The 18850-nt window shown below is 62.4% G+C and carries 17 protein-coding genes; 14 read left to right on the top strand and 3 right to left on the bottom strand.

Going from position 1 to position 18850, the window contains the following annotated elements; translation table 11 throughout:
* Positions 1-143: 143 nt before the first annotated feature.
* The gene (locus RE432_RS11215) at positions 144-1400 is read right to left on the bottom strand and encodes a class I SAM-dependent methyltransferase (RefSeq protein WP_310933494.1); all 1257 of its coding nucleotides are present in this window, start codon (positions 1398-1400) and stop codon (positions 144-146) included.
* Between the two features lie 159 nt (positions 1401-1559).
* Between RE432_RS11215 and RE432_RS11210 the strand changes: the two genes are divergently transcribed.
* The 14 genes from RE432_RS11210 to RE432_RS11145 all read left to right on the top strand — a co-directional run bounded on the left by RE432_RS11210 (position 1560) and on the right by RE432_RS11145 (position 16069).
* The gene (locus RE432_RS11210) at positions 1560-2756 is read left to right on the top strand and encodes a Bcr/CflA family multidrug efflux MFS transporter (RefSeq protein ID WP_310933493.1); all 1197 of its coding nucleotides are present in this window, start codon (positions 1560-1562) and stop codon (positions 2754-2756) included.
* Between the two features lie 183 nt (positions 2757-2939).
* Positions 2940-3176 carry a 50S ribosomal protein L28 gene (gene rpmB, locus RE432_RS11205; protein WP_310934211.1) on the top strand — a complete coding sequence of 79 codons (237 nt, stop codon included), beginning with the start codon at positions 2940-2942 and terminating at the stop codon, positions 3174-3176.
* Positions 3177-3210: 34 nt separating this feature from the next.
* On the top strand, positions 3211-3381 hold the full coding sequence (gene rpmG, locus RE432_RS11200) for a 50S ribosomal protein L33 (RefSeq protein ID WP_310933492.1): 171 nt from the start codon (positions 3211-3213) through the stop codon (positions 3379-3381).
* Between the two features lie 160 nt (positions 3382-3541).
* Entirely contained in the window at positions 3542-6199 is a 2658-nt protein-coding gene (gene leuS, locus RE432_RS11195; protein WP_310933491.1) for a leucine--tRNA ligase, read from the top strand.
* A gap of 8 nt (positions 6200-6207) precedes the next feature.
* Positions 6208-6906 (top strand): LPS assembly lipoprotein LptE, encoded by a 699-nt coding sequence (gene lptE / locus RE432_RS11190; RefSeq protein ID WP_310933490.1) that lies wholly within the window; start codon positions 6208-6210, stop codon positions 6904-6906.
* 6 nt (positions 6907-6912) lie between these two features.
* Positions 6913-7977, top strand: coding sequence for a DNA polymerase III subunit delta (gene holA, locus RE432_RS11185; RefSeq protein WP_310933489.1), 1065 nt, complete (start codon positions 6913-6915; stop codon positions 7975-7977).
* A 79-nt stretch (positions 7978-8056) separates the two neighbouring features.
* Positions 8057-9340, top strand: a complete 1284-nt coding sequence (locus RE432_RS11180; RefSeq protein ID WP_310933488.1) for a glutamate-5-semialdehyde dehydrogenase — start codon at positions 8057-8059, stop codon at positions 9338-9340.
* A gap of 11 nt (positions 9341-9351) precedes the next feature.
* Entirely contained in the window at positions 9352-9768 is a 417-nt protein-coding gene (locus RE432_RS11175; protein WP_310933487.1) for a CopD family protein, read from the top strand.
* Positions 9769-9777: 9 nt separating this feature from the next.
* A complete protein-coding gene (locus RE432_RS11170; RefSeq protein ID WP_409079868.1) occupies positions 9778-11277 on the top strand; it encodes a class I SAM-dependent RNA methyltransferase in 1500 nt (499 codons plus the stop codon).
* 117 nt (positions 11278-11394) lie between these two features.
* Positions 11395-11580: a hypothetical protein gene (locus RE432_RS11165; protein WP_310933485.1), complete on the top strand. Its 186-nt coding sequence runs from the start codon at positions 11395-11397 to the stop codon at positions 11578-11580.
* A 144-nt stretch (positions 11581-11724) separates the two neighbouring features.
* Positions 11725-12237 (top strand): RDD family protein, encoded by a 513-nt coding sequence (locus tag RE432_RS11160; RefSeq protein ID WP_310933484.1) that lies wholly within the window; start codon positions 11725-11727, stop codon positions 12235-12237.
* A gap of 146 nt (positions 12238-12383) precedes the next feature.
* Complete coding sequence (locus tag RE432_RS11155; RefSeq protein ID WP_310933483.1) at positions 12384-14042, top strand: AMP-binding protein; 1659 nt, start codon at positions 12384-12386, stop codon at positions 14040-14042.
* A 57-nt stretch (positions 14043-14099) separates the two neighbouring features.
* The gene (locus RE432_RS11150) at positions 14100-15023 is read left to right on the top strand and encodes an Hsp33 family molecular chaperone HslO (protein ID WP_310933482.1); all 924 of its coding nucleotides are present in this window, start codon (positions 14100-14102) and stop codon (positions 15021-15023) included.
* Positions 15024-15085: 62 nt separating this feature from the next.
* On the top strand, positions 15086-16069 hold the full coding sequence (locus RE432_RS11145; protein ID WP_310933481.1) for a TadE/TadG family type IV pilus assembly protein: 984 nt from the start codon (positions 15086-15088) through the stop codon (positions 16067-16069).
* Between the two features lie 968 nt (positions 16070-17037).
* On the opposite strand, the gene ftsB is transcribed toward RE432_RS11145, so the two are convergent.
* On the bottom strand, positions 17038-17364 hold the full coding sequence (gene ftsB, locus RE432_RS11140) for a cell division protein FtsB (protein WP_310933480.1): 327 nt from the start codon (positions 17362-17364) through the stop codon (positions 17038-17040).
* Between the two features lie 41 nt (positions 17365-17405).
* Positions 17406-18692: a phosphopyruvate hydratase gene (gene eno, locus RE432_RS11135; protein WP_310933479.1), complete on the bottom strand. Its 1287-nt coding sequence runs from the start codon at positions 18690-18692 to the stop codon at positions 17406-17408.
* Between the last annotated feature and the right edge of the window lie 158 nt (positions 18693-18850).

Raw genomic sequence — 18850 nt, 5'->3', positions numbered from 1 at the left:
CCACCATACGCCAGAATTGATTAAAACCAAGCAGTTTGCAGCATTTTATAAGCAATTAGCCACAAATGTAAACGCGCACTAACCCGAATGCGCAGGACGGGCTTTGATGGAGTTCGAATTTTGCCCGTCCTGGCGCCCCGCCATCAAGGGGTATACATGTAATCGCGCCGCCACGGATAGGCGATGTCTTGCGGGTGGTCGAGTTCGTCGGAGCGGCCGTGCCCGCGCGCTTGGGCAAGCACCTGATGCAAGGCGATCCAGCCATGCTCGAAACCCATTGCGCAGCCGGCCAGATAAATGCGGTAGGCGCGCAGCGAACGCTCGCCGTGCTCGCCCTGCAGAGTCTGGCGCGCCTCGGGCAGACGCGCCTCGAGCGCATCGCTCCAGGCCCATAGCGTGCGTGCGTAATGCGGCCGCAGATTTTCGACATCCAGGTCTTCAAGGCCGCCATTGGCCAGATGCCCGAGCACATGGCTGACGTGCGTGAGCTCGCCGCCGGGAAATATGTATTTCTCGATGAATTCACCCATGCCCGCGCCCAGCTCGGCATTATCGACGCCGCCCGCGGTAATGCCGTGATTCATGATCAAGCCGCCGGGACGCACCAGGCGCCTGAGCTTGGAAAAATAGTCATCAAGCTGAGCCCGGCCCACGTGCTCGAACATGCCCACCGATGCGATCTTGTCGTAAGGCAGGCTTTCATCGAGCTTGCGATAGTCAAGCAATTCCATGCGGACCCGTCCGCCCAGCCCCTTTTCTTCAATCAGCTTGTTGACGTAGGCATGCTGGTTCTTGGACAGCGTAATCCCGGTGGCATCGACGCCGTAATGCTCGGCGGCCCACAGCAGCAGGCCGCCCCAGCCCGCCCCCACGTCCAGGAAGCGTTCGCCCTGGCCCAGTCTGAGCTTGCGGCAGATATGGTCGAGCTTGGCTTCCTGGGCCTGGGCAATGGTCATGTCCGGCGTCTTGAAATAGCCGCAGGAATAGACCCGGCGCGGATCCAGCCACAATCCGTAGAAATCATCCGACAGATCGTAGTGAAACTGGATTTGCCGCGCATCACGGTCGATGGAATGGCGCCATACCGAGACCAGGCGCCGGATGAGCTCGGTCAGCCGTCCCACACGCGCCGCATCGATGGGCGAACCCGGCAGTATGGCCGCGGCAAGGCGCATCAGGTCCCGCATGGAGCCGTCTATGTCGAACTTGCCTTCGACATAGTCTTCCCCCAGCGCGCCCACTTGCCCCGTGGCCAGATGCGCCAGGGTGGAACGATCGTTGACGACAAGGTGGATCTGGGGATCGGGAGCCCCTACTTTCTGACCATCGGGCATGGTCAGTTGAACAGGCAGGGGCAACGATGCCAACTTAGTTTCAACAACAGACAAGACCGAACTCAAAGCCGACTCCTATAAGTGATAAAACCTTTGAGGAAAATAGTGCCATAGTTTTCCGCGCAGGGAAATTGCCACTATCCAAGCATGCTAAGATGACGTCGATACTACTATATAGAAACACGTTCGGCGCCCTGTTGCGGCCAAGCCGCAACACTCGCTTACATGCCCTCCTCCCAGACCACCCTGACCGTCATTCCGCGCTGGTTGATCCTTATGGGGCTACTGACGGCCATCGGCCCGCTGGCCATCGATATGTATCTGCCGGCCTTTCCCGCCATCGCGCAGGGCCTGGGCGCCACGGCAGGGCAAGTCGAACGCACGCTGGCCAGCTATCTGTTCGGGCTGGCCATGGCCCAGATTTTCTATGGTCCATTCGCCGACCGCTACGGGCGCAAGAAGCCCCTGATGCTGGGCCTGGCCATTTTCACGATCGCCTCGATAGGCTGCGGCTTCACCGATAACATCGAACACCTGACGGCCTGGCGCATCGCCCAGGCCTTTGGCGGTGCGGCCGGCATCGTCATCCCCCGGGCGGTCATCCGCGACAACTTCGACACCCGCGACGCCTCCAAGGCGCTCTCGCTGCTGATGCTGGTCATGGGCGTAACCCCCATACTCGCCCCTATCCTGGGCGGGCAAGTGCTTGTGTTTGGCAGTTGGCGCGGCGTATTCGCCATCATGGCCGCATGCGGCGCCATGCTGCTGGCCGCCGTCGCCCTGACCATGCGCGAAACGCTCAACCCCGACAAAGTCATTCCCCTGGGCATCGGCATCATCGCCCGCAACTACCTGGCCCTGCTGCGCCACAAGCGCTTCATGTGCTATACGCTTGCAGGCGGGTTCGGCTCGGCGGGCATGTTCGCCTATATTGCCGGTTCGCCGCGTGTCTTCATTGATATCTACCAGGTCGATCCGCGTTACTTCGGCCTGCTGTTCGGCGCCAACGCGGCGGCGCTCATCGTCGCGTCGCAAGTCAGCGCGCGCCTGCTCAACCGCCATGCGCCCGAAGCCTTGCTGCGTACCGCGCAAATGACGCTGGCCGGCATGACGCTGATCGGCGTGGCCCTGACGCTGACCCATGCGCTGACCCTGGCCTGGCTGATGCTTTGCCTGTTGGGCTTCATGGCCAGCCAGGGCTTCGTCAACCCCAACGCGGCGGCGCTGGCGCTCAGGGAACAGGGCAACCGCCTGGGCGTGGCATCGGCCATGATGGGAACCTTGCAGATGATATGCGGCGCAAGCGCGGGGCTGGCCGTCAGCGCCTGGCAATCGCCAACCCCCTTGCCTTTGACCGGCCTGCTGGCCCTGTGCGCCTGTCTGTCGTGGCTGTTTGGCCGCATGGCGCTTAAAGCCGCTTGATCAAAGCGCCCATTTCATATTAGAATACAAGGCTTTTCCGGCTTATGTCCGGCCTGGTATATGCTTTGCCAGGGCATGCTTTGCGGCAATTTACGGCAAAGGCCTTGCGGCCATAGCGGTAAGTTCACATTTTTCGCCTTGCATGTTTTTTTAAGCACACGACACAATTGAAGGGGTATGACCATGGCACGCGTATGCCAAGTTACCGGCAAAGGCCCAATGGTGGGCAACAATGTTTCGCACGCAAACAACAAAACCAAGCGTCGCTTTTTACCTAACTTGCAATCGCGCCGTTTCTGGGTTGAAAGCGAAAACCGCTGGATTCGCCTGCGCGTTTCGACCAGTGCGCTGCGCACCATCGACAAGAACGGCATCGATTCCGTTCTGGCCGACCTGCGCGCCCGTGGCGAGCTGGCGTAACGCCGCGCCATCGATCTAACTTCAGGAGCTCAACATGGCAACCAAAGGCATCCGCGAGAAAATCAAACTCGAATCCACTGCCGGCACCGGTCACTTCTACACGACCACCAAGAACAAACGCAACATGCCCGAGAAAATGCTGATCAAGAAATTTGATCCCGTCGCTCGCAAGCACGTTGATTACAAGGAAATCAAGCTCAAGTAATGGGTTTGACAAGGCGCTTGCCCGACGCATGAATGCCGGCCAGCCCCGCCGGATATCCGCGCGCACGCGCCGCTTCTTGTAAAACCCTGCTCCGGCAGGGTTTTTTTATTGCATCTTATAATGCATGGTTTGCACAACCTCTTTAAGAACACCGGATCTCATGCAGGAACGCTACAGCCCCAACGACGTCGAAAAAGCCTCACACGAAAACTGGCAGGCGCGCGACGCGTATCGCGTCACAGAACATGCCAAGGCGGCTGACGGCTCCAGCAAGCCCAAGTTCTATGCGTGTTCAATGCTGCCCTATCCCAGCGGCAAGCTGCATATGGGCCACGTGCGCAACTACACCATCAACGACATGATGGCGCGCCAGCTCCGCATGCGCGGATTCAATGTGCTCATGCCCATGGGATGGGACGCTTTCGGCATGCCGGCCGAGAACGCCGCCATCAAGTCGCAAGTCCCGCCCGCCAAATGGACATACGACAACATCGCCTACATGAAGAAGCAGATGCAGGCGATGGGCCTGGCCATCGACTGGTCGCGCGAAATGTGCGCCTGCGATCCCAAGTATTACAAATGGAACCAGTGGCTGTTCCTGAAGATGCTGGAAAAAGGCATTGCCTACCGCAAGACCCAAGTCGTCAACTGGGATCCGGTCGACCAGACCGTGCTGGCCAACGAGCAGGTGATCGACGGCCGCGGATGGCGTTCGGGAGCCTTGGTTGAAAAACGCGAAATCCCGGGCTACTACCTGCGCATCACCGATTACGCGGAAGAACTGCTGGGCCACGTCAAGGACGGCCTGCCGGGCTGGCCGGAACGCGTGCGCCTGATGCAGGAAAACTGGATAGGCAAAAGCGAAGGCGTGCGTTTCGCCTTCACGCACGACATCAAAGACCGTGACGGCCAGCTCATCCAGGACGGCCGCATGTATGTCTTCACCACACGCGCCGACACCATCATGGGCGTCACATTTTGCGCGGTCGCGCCCGAGCACCCCTTGGCCGCGCATGCCGCCCAGGGCAATCCCGAACTGGCGGCCTTCATCGAATCCTGCAAGCAGGGCGGCACCACCGAAGCCGAGATGGCCGCCCGCGAAAAAGAAGGCCTGCCCACCGGCCTGTCGGTCACCCACCCTATCACGGGTGAACCTGTTCAAGTCTGGGTCGGCAACTACGTGCTGATGAGCTATGGCGACGGCGCCGTCATGGGCGTTCCAGGCCACGATGAACGCGACTTTGCCTTCGCCCGCAAGTATGGCCTGCCCATCCAGGACGTCATCGGCGTTCAAGGCAAGACCTATTCCACCGAACAATGGCAGGACTGGTACGGCGACAAGCAGCAAGGGCAAACCATCAATTCGGGCTCTTACAATGGCTTGTCCCATGCGCAGGCTGTCGACGCCGTTGCCGCCGACCTGGCCGCCAAAGGCCTGGGCGAAAAGCAAACCACCTGGCGCCTGCGCGACTGGGGCATATCGCGCCAGCGCTATTGGGGCACGCCCATCCCCATCATTCACTGCCCCGACTGCGGGCCGGTGCCCGTCCCGGAAAAAGACTTGCCCGTGGTGCTGCCCGACGACCTGATTCCCGACGGCAGCGGCAATCCGCTGGCCAAGCACGAGGCCTTTCTTTCGTGCCAATGCCCCAAATGCGGCACAGCGGCGCGGCGCGAAACCGACACCATGGATACCTTTGTGGATTCGTCCTGGTATTTCATGCGCTATACCTCGCCCGATAACGATGCGGCCATGGTCGACGAACGCAACGATTACTGGATGCCCATGGACCAGTACATCGGCGGCATCGAACACGCCGTGCTGCACCTGCTGTACGCCCGGTTCTGGACGCGGGTCATGCGCGACCTGGGCTTGCTCAAGTTCGATGAACCCTTCACCAAGCTGCTGTGCCAGGGCATGGTGCTCAACCACATCTATTCGCGCAAGAACGCGCAGGGCGGCATCGAGTATTTCTGGCCCGAAGAGGTCGAAAATCTGTATGACCCCAAAGGGGCCATTACCGGCGCCAAGCTGATTGCAGACGGCACGCCCGTGCAGTACGGCGGCATCGGCACCATGTCGAAGTCCAAGAACAATGGCGTTGATCCGCAGTCGCTGATCGATTCCATGGGCGCCGACACCGCACGCCTGTTCGTCATGTTCGCCAGCCCCCCCGAGCAAACGCTGGAATGGTCCGACTCGGGCGTGGAAGGCGCCAACCGCTATCTGCGGCGCCTGTGGTCGTTCTGCTATAACCACCGGGACGCCATCCAGCAAGGCCTTGCAGCCGCGACCGACTGGGCCGGCGCCGACGATGCATCCAAAGACTTGCGCCGCGAGATCCATACGCTGCTGAAGATGGCCGATTACGATTACCAGCGCATCCAGTACAACACCGTTGTATCCACCAGCATGAAGATGCTGAATGCGCTGGAATCCGCCACCCTGCCCGACACGCCGGACGCCAAGGCCGCACTGGCCGAAACCGCTTCGATTCTTCTGCGCGTGCTCTACCCGGTAGTGCCCCACATTACCTGGCGGCTTTGGCAAGACCTGGGCTACGATCAGGCCCATGGCGACCTGCTCGACGCCCCCTGGCCTGCCGTTGACGAGGCCGCGCTGATTGCCGACGAGGTCGAGCTCGTGCTGCAGGTCAACGGCAAGCTGCGCGGTTCCCTTCGGGTCGCCAGCAGCGCCGACAAAGCGCAAATCGAACATATGGCCGCCGGCCACGAAGCCGCCATCCGCTTCCTGGAAGGCAGGCCGCCCAAGCGCATCATTGTCGTTCCGGGCAAACTCGTCAATATTGTCGGATAAAATCAAGCATGCACACGCCTATGCCCAAGCCCGTGTTTTCCACCTGGACGCCGCAGCAATGCGCGCGCGGGCTTGCCTGCATAGCACTGTGCCTGTTCCTGGCCGCCTGCGGCTTCCGCATGAAAGGCGTAGCGCCGCTCCCGTTCAGCACCCTGTATACCAATATCGCCGAAAACTCGGAGTTCGGATCAGGTCTGCGCAGAGCCATCGTCGCCAGTTCGCCGGGCACCCGTTTCGTCGACGAGCCCATGCAAGCCCAGGCCAGGCTCACGCAACTGCTCAACAAGCAATCGTTGCGCGAACTCTCCATCGACGCGGAAGGACAGGTTGAAGAATATGAACTGAACCTGGAGTTCATCTTCCAGCTGACCGATGACAAGGGACACGTGGTGCTGCCTCCCACCACCCTGCATTCAACCCGCGAACTCCCCTACGACGCAACAGCCGTACAGGCCAAGGGGGGCGAAATCGCCATGGTATTCCGAGAAATGCGGCAATCGCTGATCGACCAGATCGTCCGCCGCCTGTCCGCTCCCGAAGTCACCGAGGCCTTTGAAAACGCGGCGACACTGCCGGTGGACGAAAGCGCCCTGGAGGCCGATGTGGCGCCCGCCCCCGACGCAACGGTGCCGATGCCGGAAACCGGCCTGGACTCGCCTTCCTCCTTGAGCGCGCCGCAGATCGATCCGGATGCCGGACTGTACTGAGCCGCCATGGGACGCCGCCTGGACGCCGACAGTCTTTCAAGCCTGCTCAAGAAGACGCCACCGCCCACCCTCGATACCCTGTATGTCGTATCGGGCGACGAACCCCTGCTGATCATCGAAGCCAGCGACGCTTTGCGGGCCGCTGCCGCGCAGGCCGGCTACACCGAGCGGGTCAGCCTGACGCTGGATGCGCGCGGCGACTGGTCCGCCGTCATCGGCGCCACGCAAAATGTTTCCCTGTTTGGCGACCGCCGCCTGGTCGACTTGTCCATTCCAACCGGCAAGCCGGGCAAGACCGGAGCTGAAACCTTGCTCAAACTGGCCGGCATGGCAGAGTCGGGCGCGCTGGCCGACACCCTGGTCATGGTCAACCTGCCGCGGCTGGATAAAACCACCCGCAACACCAAATGGGCACAGGGCCTGTTCGACGCCGGCACCGCCATCGAAGTGGCCAGCATAGAACGGGCGGCGCTGCCGCGCTGGATCGCACACCGGCTGGCCCGCCAGGACCAGCAACTGGACACGGCCACGCTGGAATGGATGGCCGACAAGGTCGAGGGCAATCTTCTGGCGGCCCATCAAGAGGTGCAGAAGCTGGGGCTGCTGTATCCGCCCGGCAAGATCAGCGGCCCCGATGTCGAGCGTGCCGTCCTGAACGTGGCGCGCTACGATGTCTTCGGCCTGCGCGACGCCATGCTGGCCGGCAACGCCGCCAAAGCCCTTGCCATGCTGTCGGGGCTGCGCGCCGAAGGGGAAGCCCTGCCGCTGGTGCTGTGGGCCGTGGGCGAGGAAGTCCGTGTGCTGGCGCGCCTGGCCGCCGCACAGGCGGCGGGCGGCGACATGCAGGCCGAGATGCGGCGCCAGCGCGTCTTCGGGCCGCGCGAGCACCTGCTGCGGCAGACACTGGGCAGGCTGCCGCAACAGGCCTGGCCCGCAGCCGTACAGCATGCGCACGACATCGACCGGCTGATCAAAGGGTTGAAGGTGCCGGGCCGGCTGGACGACCCTTGGGAAGAACTGGGACGCCTGGCCCTGCGCATTGCCTTGGCCAGAAGACCCGCACAAACTTGAACAGCGCGCATCACTTTCGCTTAGCGGCCCGATTACTGGGATAATTCCCCTAAGCCAGCCATACTTGATTGACATCGCCATGACACAACTCGCAGACTCTGACGCCGACACCTCCGTTTCCGATATCGTCCTGCTGGGCCGGCAGGCCCGCGCCGCCGCCCGCTTGATGCGCAACGCATCGGGGCAAGCCAAGGCGCAGGCCCTGCGCGCCATGGCCCTGCGCCTGGAAACCCAGAAAAAAGCGCTTCAGGCAGAGAACGCCAAGGATCTTGCCGCGGCTGAAAAAAACGGGCTCGCGCCCGCGCTGCTGGATCGCCTGAGCCTGTCCGACAAAGCGCTGGCCACGATGGCCGAAGGCTTGCGCCAGATCGCTGACATGCCTGATCCCGTCGGCAGCCTGACGGCCAGCACCACGCGGCCCAACGGCATGCGCGTTGCCCAGATGCGTGTCCCGCTGGGCGTCATCGGCATCATCTATGAATCCCGGCCCAACGTCACCATCGATGCCGCCGCCCTGTGCTTGAAATCAGGCAATGCCACCATACTGCGCGGCGGCAGCGAAGCCTTTCATTCCAACGTGGCGCTGGGCGCCATCATCGGGCAGGGCCTGGTCGACGCAGGCCTTCCCGCCACCGCCGTGCAGGTGGTGGGCACCACCGACCGCGCCGCGGTCGGTCAATTGGTCACCTTGACGGACTATATCGACGTCATTGTGCCGCGCGGCGGCAAAGGGCTGATCGCCCGCCTGGCCGAAGAAGCCAAGGTGCCCCTGCTCAAGCACCTGGACGGCAACTGCCATGTCTATATCGATGCAGCCGCCGACCTGGACAAGGCGCACGACATTGCCGTCAACGCAAAAACCTACCGCTATGGCGTTTGCGGCACCATGGAAACCCTGCTGGTCCATGCCGGCATCGCCGGCCAGATCCTGCCGCGCCTGGGCAAGACGCTGGGCGACAAAGGCGTGGAGCTGCGCGGCTGCGAGCGCACGCGGGCGCTGCTGCCGCAAGCCCTGCCCGCCACCGAAGAGGACTGGGAAACCGAATACCTGGCCCCCATCCTGGCGGTGCGCATCGTCGACAGCCTGGATGAAGCCATGGACCACATCGCCCGCTACAGCTCCGAGCATACTGAAGCGATCGTGACCGAGAACCTGCACGCCGCCAACCGCTTCCAGCGCGAGGTCGATTCCAGCTCGGTGTATGTGAACCTGCCCACTTGCTTTGCCGACGGGTTCGAATACGGGCTGGGCGCCGAAATCGGCATTTCCACCAACCGGCTGCATGCCCGGGGGCCCGTCGGCCTGGAAGGGCTGACGACCTTGAAATGGGTGCTGGCCGGCGATGGCCAACTGCGGGGCTAGGCGACATTCCCATGCTCTGGATCAAAACCCTGCACATCCTGTTCGTCACCTCGTGGTTCGCAGGCCTGTTCTACCTGCCGCGCATCTATGTCAACCTGGCACTCGCCACCGATGCCGCCACCACGGCAACGCTGCTGGGCATGGCGCGCCGCCTGTACCGCTTCATGACGCCGCTGGCCGTGCTGGCGCTGGCGTTCGGCTTGTGGCTGTTCCTGGGCTACGGCCTGGGCGCGGGCCAGGGCTGGATGCATGCCAAGCTGGCCGCCGTCGCGCTGCTCGTGATCTACCATCTGGCCTGTGGCCGCATGCTCAAGCGTTTTGAACAAGGCCGCAATACGCGCAGCCACCGTTACTACCGATGGTTCAACGAAGTGCCCGTGCTCCTGCTGCTGATTGTCATTGCCCTGGTCGTTGTACGGCCCTTTTAAGTTCACCCCATCATGACAGACACCAAACCGGGCAAGACCCTGACGCTGAAAAAGAAAGCCGCCGCTGAAGCGACCGGCGCCGGCGAGCGCCGCAAGCGCGCCGGCGGACGCGCCCGCCAAGTCGCCCAGCTCGAACGCGAACGAAGCAAACAGCATGCCGGCGCCGGCGTTACGCCGGAACGCCCTGGCCGATCGGCGGGCGAGCCTGCGCAAACACCGGATGGCGGCCGCAAAGCGAAAACCGCCGCAGCAGCGCCTCGCGACGCGCAGGTCCACGACGGCGCCCCCACGGCCATGGATGAGCCCGGCGCCGACAGGCCCCGCATCGCCAGGCGCCAGCCGCGCCGTCCGGCCCGGACGGAAATATTTCCCGTATTCACCCCCTGCCCCCAAGGACTGGAAGAAGCGCTGGCGGAAGAAATGCAGGCATTGGGCTTCGGCGATGCCGAGCCTGCGCGCGCCGGATGCCGCTTCCATACTGACTGGACCGGCATACTGCGGGCCAATCTGTATTCCCGGCTGGCCACGCGCGTGCTGGTACAGGTCGCCCACGGCCCCGTGCGGCACGAAGACGATATTCTTGAATTGGCCCGGCAGACGCCCTGGGAGCGCTGGTTCGGCGCAGAGCAGACACTGCGCGTGGATACCTCTGCCATACGCAGCCCCATGCAAAGCCTGCAATACTGCAACCTGCGCGCCAAAGACGGCATCTGCGACCGCCTGCGCGAGCGCGAAGGAGCCCGCCCCGATATCGACACCGTGCGCCCCGATGCCCGCGTGCACCTGTTCCTGAGCGAAGACAGCGCCACACTCTACCTGGATACCTCGGGCGAATCCCTGTTCAAGCGCGGCTGGCGCCTGGAAAAAGGCGAGGCCCCGCTGCGCGAGAATCTGGCCGCCGGCCTGCTGGCGCTATCGGGCTGGGACCCGTCCCAGGCTTTGCTGGACCCATTCTGCGGCAGCGGCACCATTCTTATTGAAGCAGCCTGGATCGCACTGGGCGTCCCGGCGGGCATCTGGCGCCCTTTCGGTTTCGAGCGCCTGCGCAACCACGATGCGCGGCATTGGCGCGACATCAAAGATGAAGCGCGTTCGCACATCGCCACCCAGCTCGACAGCCCTATTGTCGGCTACGACCTGGATCCCCGCGCGATCGAGGCCGCCAAGGCCAACCTGGAGCGCGCCTGGCTCACCCCCGATTCCATACGCTTCGAAGTCGGCGACGCCCGTTCGGTACCCCCGCCCGCGGCAAGCGGATGGCTGGTCACCAATCCCCCTTATGGCGAGCGGCTGCCCAGCGATGACACGGAACTATGGAGCGCCTGGGCGCAAAACCTGAAGCAGCAGTACAGCGGCTGGCAAGTCAGTGTGATTTCCAGCGACCTGGACCTGCCTCGTCAATTGCGCCTGAAACCGTTGCGCCGCTACCCCCTGCACAATGGGGCGCTGGACTGCCGCCTGTTCAGCTTTGAAATGGTGCAAGCCGGCTACAGGAAAGAGAAAAAGTAGCATCCGGGCAACACTTCGCCGCAATGCAACATGAAATTTGCGTTTATATCGGGTTAACCCTTATAATAGGGTTAACCCTTGAACGAAACGTTCAATTTCATGCTAAGAGGCTAAGTGATGATCAACGTAGGCAAAGAAACCCGTTTAACCGACGAACTCGAACGTCAACTGATGATGCAAGCCATCGAAGAGCAGTTCCGTTTCAAACCCGTCGAATCGCTCAAAAGGCTGTTTGCAAAGCTGTTTGCCGCCGCTGACCGCGTCCAGGCGCCTGCCCGCACGGTCGTCGAGTCCGCCAGCTAAGCTTTCTCCTCCGGGCTGCCCCAGCGGGCAGCCTTGCGCGGCCGGTCCGCGCAGCAAGCCGCGTATAGCGGCTTTTTTTATGCCTGCTTCCAAGTGAAAAGTGCGGGATAATAGCGCCCATTGACTTCATACCGGCCTATTGCAATGCAACAAGCAGACCCCATCGACTCCGCCCGCCCACCCAGCCGCTGGCGCCTTTTCGCCTGCATGATGTACGAAGGCGTCCTGCTGTTCGGCGTGGTTTTCCTGGCCAGCTACCTATTCGACACGTTGACCCAAAGCCGCAGCGGCTTGATGTTCCGGCATGGCCGCCAAGCGGTCCTGTTCCTGGCCATCGGCGCATACTTCGTGCTGTGCTGGCGCAAGCGTGGGCAAACCCTGCCCATGAAGACCTGGAATATCAGGCTGGTCGGCACAGACGGCCGCACGCCCGGCCTGGGCACCCTGGTCTTGCGCTATGTGCTGAGCTGGCCGGTTCCCTTGCTGGCGGCGCTGCTGGTGTTGACGGCCTCGCGCACGACTGGCTATAGCTCCACCGACCTGCTCATTGTCTTCGCGCCGTTTACCGTGTTCATCTGGACCTGGTTCGATCCGCAACAGCAGTTCCTGCACGACCGCCTTGCAAAAACCCGGCTCATCGATGTCCAGAGGCCCTGAGCCGCGCTCCGTATAAACCGCTCCGTATAAACCCTAGTGTCATTGTCTTTCTGAAACGTAGGGATTGCACAGAACCGGCTTGTCGTTCATGCTTCGGGGTAAAAAGAGCTTGCGCTCCCTACTTGCCCAGTTGAATCCAAAAGACAATGAACGACCAATACTCGGAGCTGTACCCGTCTTACCAGTGGTTTGTCCCCTCTCAATTCAACATCGCGCAAGCGTGTGTGCATCGCTGGGCCGAGAACCCGCTCGAAGGGCGGCGCATCGCCATCTTTCATGAAAACGAATTGGGCCAGCGCGAGGTCTGGACGTATTCCCGTCTGTCGGAAACCGCCAACCAACTGGCCAACGGCCTGATCAAAATGGGCGTGCTGCCCGGCGACCGCATCGCCCTGATCATGGGGCAGCGGCCCGAATCGGTGGCCGCCTATGCCGCCATCTTCAGCGTGGGGGCCGTCGCCCTGCCCCTGTCGGCCTTGTTCGGCGCCGACGGCCTTGCCACACGGCTGCGGGACGCCGAAGCCCGGGTGGCCATCGTCGATGCAAGCACCGCGGCCGACCTGCTGCAAGCCCAGCCCCAGTGCCCGGCCCTGACCCAGATCATCGGCCTGGATTTCCAGCACGAAGCCATCATCCCCTGGCGTTCCCTGCTGGCGCGCCAGCCCACCAGTTTCAAGACCCTTCCCACCAAATCCAGCAGCCCGGCCCTGCTCCTTTATACCTCGGGGACAACCGGCGCGCCGAAGGGGGCCTTGCTGGCGCATCATGCGCTGATCGGCAATCTGCCCGGCTTCGTCGCCTCGCAGAACTGGTTTCCCCAGAAAGGCGATGTCTTCTGGAGCCCGGCGGACTGGACCTGGACGGGCGGGCTGATGGATGCGCTCCTGCCCACGCTTTATTTCGGCCATGCCATTGTGGGCACGCAAGGGCGCTTCTCGCCGGGCCGCGCCTTCGAGATCATGCAGCGCTACCAGGTCACCAACACCTTTCTTTTTCCAACCGCGCTGAAACTGATGATGCAGGAAGTGCCCGCGCCGCGCGAACACTATCAGTTGTCGCTGCGCGCCATCATGGCCGCCGGTGAAAGCGTGGGCACGGTCGCCTTCGAGTGGTGCCAGCAAGCCCTGGGCATCACCCCCAACGAAATGTTCGGCCAGACCGAAATGAACTACGTCATAGGTAACAGCCATAAAAAATGGCCCGCTAAGCCGGGCAGCATCGGCAGGCCTTATCCCGGGCACCGGCTTGCCGTCCTGGACGGCCACGGCAAGCCTTGCCCGCCAGGCACCGTCGGCGAGATTGCCCTGAACCGCTACGACATCCATGGCGACACCGACCCCGTACTGTTCCTGGGCTACTGGCGCAACGAGGCCGCCACACAGGCCAAGTTCAAGGGTGATTGGTGCTTGACCGGCGATCTGGCTTCCATCGACGAGGACGGCTATTACTGGTATGCGGGACGCAGCGACGACATCTTCAAAAGCTCAGGCTACCGGATAGGCCCCGGGGAAATCGAAGACTGCCTGCTGCGTCATGATGCGGTCGCCAATGCCGCCGTTGTTCCCACGCCGGATGCCACGCGCGGCACCCTGATCAAAGCCTATGTCGTACTGGCGCCCGGCGCTCAGCACGGCCCCGGCGGCGAACTCCAGGCCGAGTTGCAGGAGCACGTCAAAAACCGCCTCGCGCCTTACCAGATGCCGCGCGAAATCGAATTCGTCGACAGCCTGCCCATGACCAGCACCGGTAAAATCCGCCGCCACATTCTGCGGGCGCGTGAACAGCAGCGCAAAGCCAAAGGGTAATGCGCAGGCGCTGCCGGCGCCATTCTGCCCAGGGCGTGCATAGGCTAAAATCCGCCTATGACTGATCAACTCAAAAAGTACCTGTTGCCCGACCACAGCACACGTGTTCAGGCCGTCAGGCTGACAGACGCCTGGCAAACCGGCCTGGCCCACCAGCATTATCCCGATTGCGTACAGCAACTGCTGGGCGAACTGGTGTCGGCAGCCATCCTGCTGTCGTCCAATATCAAATTCGATGGCTCCCTGGTCCTGCAACTGCAGGGCGACGGCCCCATTGCCCTGATCGTGGTCGAGTGCACCACCGACCTGTCCATACGCGCCACGGTGAGCCTGCGCGAAGGCCATGACATCCCTGCCGGCGGCACACTGCAATCGCTGCTCAACAGCCAGGGCGCAGGCCGGTTTATCGTCATTCTGGATCCCAGCAAGAACAATAGCGACCTCAAGCCCTACCAGGGCGTTATTCCGCTGGAAGGCGCATCGGTCGCCCAAGTGCTGGAATCGTATATGCGCGACTCCGAGCAACTGGAGACGCGTTTGTGGCTGGGCTCGGATGGCCTGCACACAGCGGGACTCCTGCTGCAGCGCCTGCCCGCTCACGGCGGCATCGCAACCGCCGGGCAAGACACGCTTGAGGAAACCTGGCAACGGATCAACCACCTGGCTGCCACCCTGGACGGCAACGAGCTGCTGGCGCTCGACACCGACACCCTGATCCATCGGCTTTTCTGGGAAGAAGACCTGATCGCATTCGACCCCCAGGATGTGCGCTGGTACTGTCCGTGCAGCCGCGAACGCGTGGCCAACATGCTGCGTGCGCTCGGGCGCCACGAAATCGAAGACATTCTCAGCGAACGCCAGCACATCGACATTCTCTGCAACTTCTGCGGCAAGCCCTATCAGTTCGACGCCGTCGATTGCGCCAGCCTGTTCACCGACAATCCGGGCGCCGCGCACGAGGCGGATGATTCCATCCATTGAGTTCAGCGGCGTAAGCAGTATCCACAATCGACGGGCAACACACCCATGGGCACACTATGCCCATGCCGCCCGTCCTTTCCACCGTCCGCCAGCGCGGCGCCAGCCTGATCGAATTTTCCATCATCGCCATCCCCATCATGCTGATGGCGCTTGGCGGCATCGACGTGGCGCAATGGCTCCTGACCCGGCAGGCTGCCAGCCTGGCCTTGCTGGAGGCCGGCCGCGCAGGCGCCACTAGCCACGCCAAGCCCCAGGCCATCGCCACGGCGTTCGAACAGGCGCTGCTGCCGCTCTTTCCGGCCAGCCGCGGCGCCAGCGCTTGGCAGAATCAGGGAGCCGCCTTCCTGCAGCGCCGCCGCGACACCGGCGCCGCTGCATGGCAGATTCAAATCCTGTCGCCGCCCCCGCCAGCCTTCAACGACTTCGCCGATCCGGCGCTCAGCCATGCCCGCCACGACCGCCTTCCAACCATCAACAATGATTACCAGTTCGAACAGGACCAGCGCCGCCGCAACCAGGGCTGGCCCGGCGGACTGGGGCCCGCATCCAGGGTGTCCATCTACCAGGCCAATACGCTGGTGCTGCGCCTGACCTATTTACATGAACCGGTCGTACCGGGCATGAAAGGCCTGATGCGGCTGCTGGGCAAGGAAAACGGATCATACGGCCAACATGCCATGGCACGCGGCTATTTGCCCATAAGCCGTGAAATCAGCCTGTCCATGCAGTCCCACCCGGTACTTTGGCCTATGCCGGAAGACGGCAGCCTTGTCCGGCCCGGATCAGCGCCAAGCCGATCGGCCAGCCCCTCGGCCACGCAGCCGCCGTGCACAGGCCTATGGTGCCGTGGCATGCAAAGCATGGCCCGGCCAACGCCGCCCGCCGCAGGCTCTGGCGCCCCGGGCGAGCCTGCCTGGACACCCGGCAAGCCGCTCCCGGGGCCAGTCTCTTACCCCGAACCCATGCCCTCCCACCCAGGCAATGGCTTGACCGTGCCGGCTGATGATCCAGCCTGTGGGGTGGCTGTATGTTGCGAGCCCGCCTAGATCGTGGGCCTTTGGCGCATGGGTTGTTCAGGTCTTTGAACACGGGCTGTCCGGTTGACCGGGGCATCGGGCTAGTCGAAGACGGTTCTGCCCTTCGGTCAGAACTTCCCGGGTTTTGCCCGCAGCCAGGGCGTCCGCGGAACTCGTGCGCTCGGGCCAGTGGCCCGAAAGCGCGCACTCAGACAGCCGCGGTCTTGCACCCTTGGCCACGGGCAAAACCCGGCGCCTCCGAAAACCGCCCTCCACCCCGGTCAACCGGACAGCCCTGTAAAGCGGCTGATTGGCTGAACCCATCGATGGGACTGCACTCGGCGATTGGACTGAACCCGTCGCTGTGCCATGGCGTCTTGATAGAGCGTCCATGGTTTGAAGCGCATGGCTCGACGCACAGGGCATTTGGGCGGAAATGCCCTGCATTGCATGGTCTCAAACGTGGGTACATGCTGACTGTGTGACTTCTGGACTGTTTGACTTCTGAGCAGGTGCCCAAGCCACCCGTCATGACAGGTAGCAAAGAGCGAACCCTGCACGAGTGAGTCCGGCTGCATTCAGGCTGCAGTCGCTTAGTACAGGCATCGCACCCATGCCATCCCCCACGACAGACAGTAAAGAACCAAACCCTGCACGACAGCGTTCAGCGCACAACACCACCCATGCCCATCCATCACACGACATGACAAGCAAAGCAAGGTGCCAATTCTATTTATTATGAGGCCTGCCGGGTGCTGGCGGGGTGGGAGGGCGACTTCGGGCCACGCCGCGTCAATCCTGGCTGGCCGGGATGCAAGGGCGCAGTTGTCTGAGCGCCAGTTTTCGGGCCACCGGCCCGATGGCGCGAGTTCTGCGCACGCCCGGCCAGTCAGGATTGACGCGGGCAGTCCTGCGCAGCAGGACCGGGGCACGGGAGCACGACCGCCCCGCCAGCACCCGGCAGGCCGCCTTAAAAAACCCAGATCGCCCCAAATCCCTCAATGCCCCCCCCGCTTAGGCACATCAGGCGTCTTGATTTGCGGTTCCCGCTCATGCGGCGCAAGAATCTGGACATAGACCTCGCCCTCTTTGATCATGCCCAGCTCCGCGCGCGCGCGCTCCTCAATCGCGGCAGTTCCCGACTTGAGATCCTGAACCTCCGCCTGCAGCGCATTATTGCGGGCCAGCAGCGCCTCGTTTGTTTCCTGCTGACTGGCGACCTTCCGTTGAAGCTCCTGCACACGCAACCATCCACCCTTCCCCCACCATAGCGGGTACTGGGTAATCACAGTCAGCAAAGCCAGGACAATGAATAGCAGTCGCATGTTTCACAAGAAAAACAACCCGGCAAAGCCGGGCTGCTTGGCTAGCGCAAGTTGTAGAACGCGTCGCGGCCCGGATACGAGGCCACTTCGGCAAGCTCTTCTTCGATGCGGAGCAACTGGTTGTATTTGGCCATGCGATCGGAGCGCGACAGCGAGCCCGTCTTGATCTGCATGGCGTTGGTGGCCACCGCGATATCGGCGATGGTGGAATCTTCGGTTTCACCCGAACGATGCGATATGACGGCGGTATAACCGGCCCGCTTGGCCATTTCGATGGCGGCAAACGTTTCAGTCAGCGTCCCGATCTGGTTGATCTTGATCAGGATGGAATTCGCAATGCCCTGGTCAATGCCCTGCTTCAGTATCTTGGTGTTGGTCACGAACAAGTCATCACCCACCAACTGCACTTTCTTGCCCAGTTGCTCGGACAGGATCTTCCAGCCTTCCCAGTCGTTCTCGGACATGCCGTCCTCGATGGAGATGATGGGGTATTTATCGCACCAGCCGGCCAGCAGATTGGCAAAATCGGCCGAGGTCAGCGAAACGCCGCCCTCGCCGGCCAAATGGTATTTACCATCGCGGAAGAACTCGGAACTGGCGCAATCCAGGCCCAGCGCGATCTGCGATCCGGCCTCGTAGCCCGCTTCGGTAATGGCTTGCAGGATCAGTTGGATGGCGGCCTCGTGGTTGGCCACATTGGGTGCAAAGCCGCCTTCGTCGCCCACCGCCGTCGACATGCCCTGCTTGTGCAGAATGCCCTTGAGCGCGTGAAAGACCTCGGCGCCCATGCGCAGCGATTCGCGGAAGCTGCTTGCCCCGATAGGCAGAATCATGAATTCTTGCAGATCGAGCGTGTTGTTGGCGTGCGCGCCGCCATTGATGACGTTCATCATGGGCACAGGCATCTGCATGGGGCCGCTGCCGCCAAAGTAGCGATACAGCGACAGGCCCGAATCATCGGCTGCCGCGCGGGCCACGGCCATGCTGGCGGCCAGGATGGCGTTGGCGCCCAGGCGGCTTTTGGATTCGGTACCGTCCAGGTCGATCAGGGTACGGTCGACAAAGGTCTGCTCTTGGGCGTCCAGGCCCATGAGCGCCTCGGAGATCTCGGTGTTCAGGTTCTCGACGGCGCGCAGGACGCCCTTGCCCAGATAGCGTGCGGCATCGCCGTCGCGCAGCTCGATGGCTTCGCGCGCGCCCGTGGATGCCCCCGAGGGCACGGCGGCGCGCCCCATGGCGCCCGATTCCAGCAACACATCACATTCAACGGTCGGGTTACCACGCGAATCCAGAATTTCGCGTCCAATGATATCTACGATTGCACTCATGATTTTGACTGTCCTGCCTGAATGTAAAGTTACGCGGAAAAAATGGGGCCCTGCGGCCTGAGCGCTTGTGCAAGCTAAGCGGCCAAGAACAAACGCGAACGCCCGATTGTACCCGTGCTACGCCGAAGGCGGCTTACATTGCCGACAAAAGATGTGAA

Source organism: Pusillimonas sp. SM2304 (genome assembly GCF_031628915.1).
Lineage (GTDB): Bacteria > Pseudomonadota > Gammaproteobacteria > Burkholderiales > Burkholderiaceae_B > Pusillimonas_C.
Note: the sequence above shows the minus strand (reverse complement) of the source record. Positions and strands in the feature narration are given on the sequence as shown.

What these genes read in the sequence shown, in the direction of transcription:
- RE432_RS11150 (WP_310933482.1), top strand. Translation starts at nt 14,100, where the DNA reads ATGACTGATCAACTCAAAAAGTACCTGTTGCCCGACCACAGCACACGT.
- leuS (WP_310933491.1), top strand. Translation starts at nt 3,542, where the DNA reads ATGCAGGAACGCTACAGCCCCAACGACGTCGAAAAAGCCTCACACGAA.
- rpmB (WP_310934211.1), top strand. Translation starts at nt 2,940, where the DNA reads ATGGCACGCGTATGCCAAGTTACCGGCAAAGGCCCAATGGTGGGCAAC.
- RE432_RS11175 (WP_310933487.1), top strand. Translation starts at nt 9,352, where the DNA reads ATGCTCTGGATCAAAACCCTGCACATCCTGTTCGTCACCTCGTGGTTC.
- ftsB (WP_310933480.1), bottom strand. Translation starts at nt 17,364, where the DNA reads ATGCGACTGCTATTCATTGTCCTGGCTTTGCTGACTGTGATTACCCAG.
- RE432_RS11155 (WP_310933483.1), top strand. Translation starts at nt 12,384, where the DNA reads ATGAACGACCAATACTCGGAGCTGTACCCGTCTTACCAGTGGTTTGTC.
- RE432_RS11180 (WP_310933488.1), top strand. Translation starts at nt 8,057, where the DNA reads ATGACACAACTCGCAGACTCTGACGCCGACACCTCCGTTTCCGATATC.
- eno (WP_310933479.1), bottom strand. Translation starts at nt 18,692, where the DNA reads ATGAGTGCAATCGTAGATATCATTGGACGCGAAATTCTGGATTCGCGT.
- holA (WP_310933489.1), top strand. Translation starts at nt 6,913, where the DNA reads ATGGGACGCCGCCTGGACGCCGACAGTCTTTCAAGCCTGCTCAAGAAG.
- RE432_RS11160 (WP_310933484.1), top strand. Translation starts at nt 11,725, where the DNA reads ATGCAACAAGCAGACCCCATCGACTCCGCCCGCCCACCCAGCCGCTGG.
- RE432_RS11145 (WP_310933481.1), top strand. Translation starts at nt 15,086, where the DNA reads ATGCCGCCCGTCCTTTCCACCGTCCGCCAGCGCGGCGCCAGCCTGATC.
- lptE (WP_310933490.1), top strand. Translation starts at nt 6,208, where the DNA reads ATGCACACGCCTATGCCCAAGCCCGTGTTTTCCACCTGGACGCCGCAG.
- rpmG (WP_310933492.1), top strand. Translation starts at nt 3,211, where the DNA reads ATGGCAACCAAAGGCATCCGCGAGAAAATCAAACTCGAATCCACTGCC.
- RE432_RS11165 (WP_310933485.1), top strand. Translation starts at nt 11,395, where the DNA reads ATGATCAACGTAGGCAAAGAAACCCGTTTAACCGACGAACTCGAACGT.
- RE432_RS11210 (WP_310933493.1), top strand. Translation starts at nt 1,560, where the DNA reads ATGCCCTCCTCCCAGACCACCCTGACCGTCATTCCGCGCTGGTTGATC.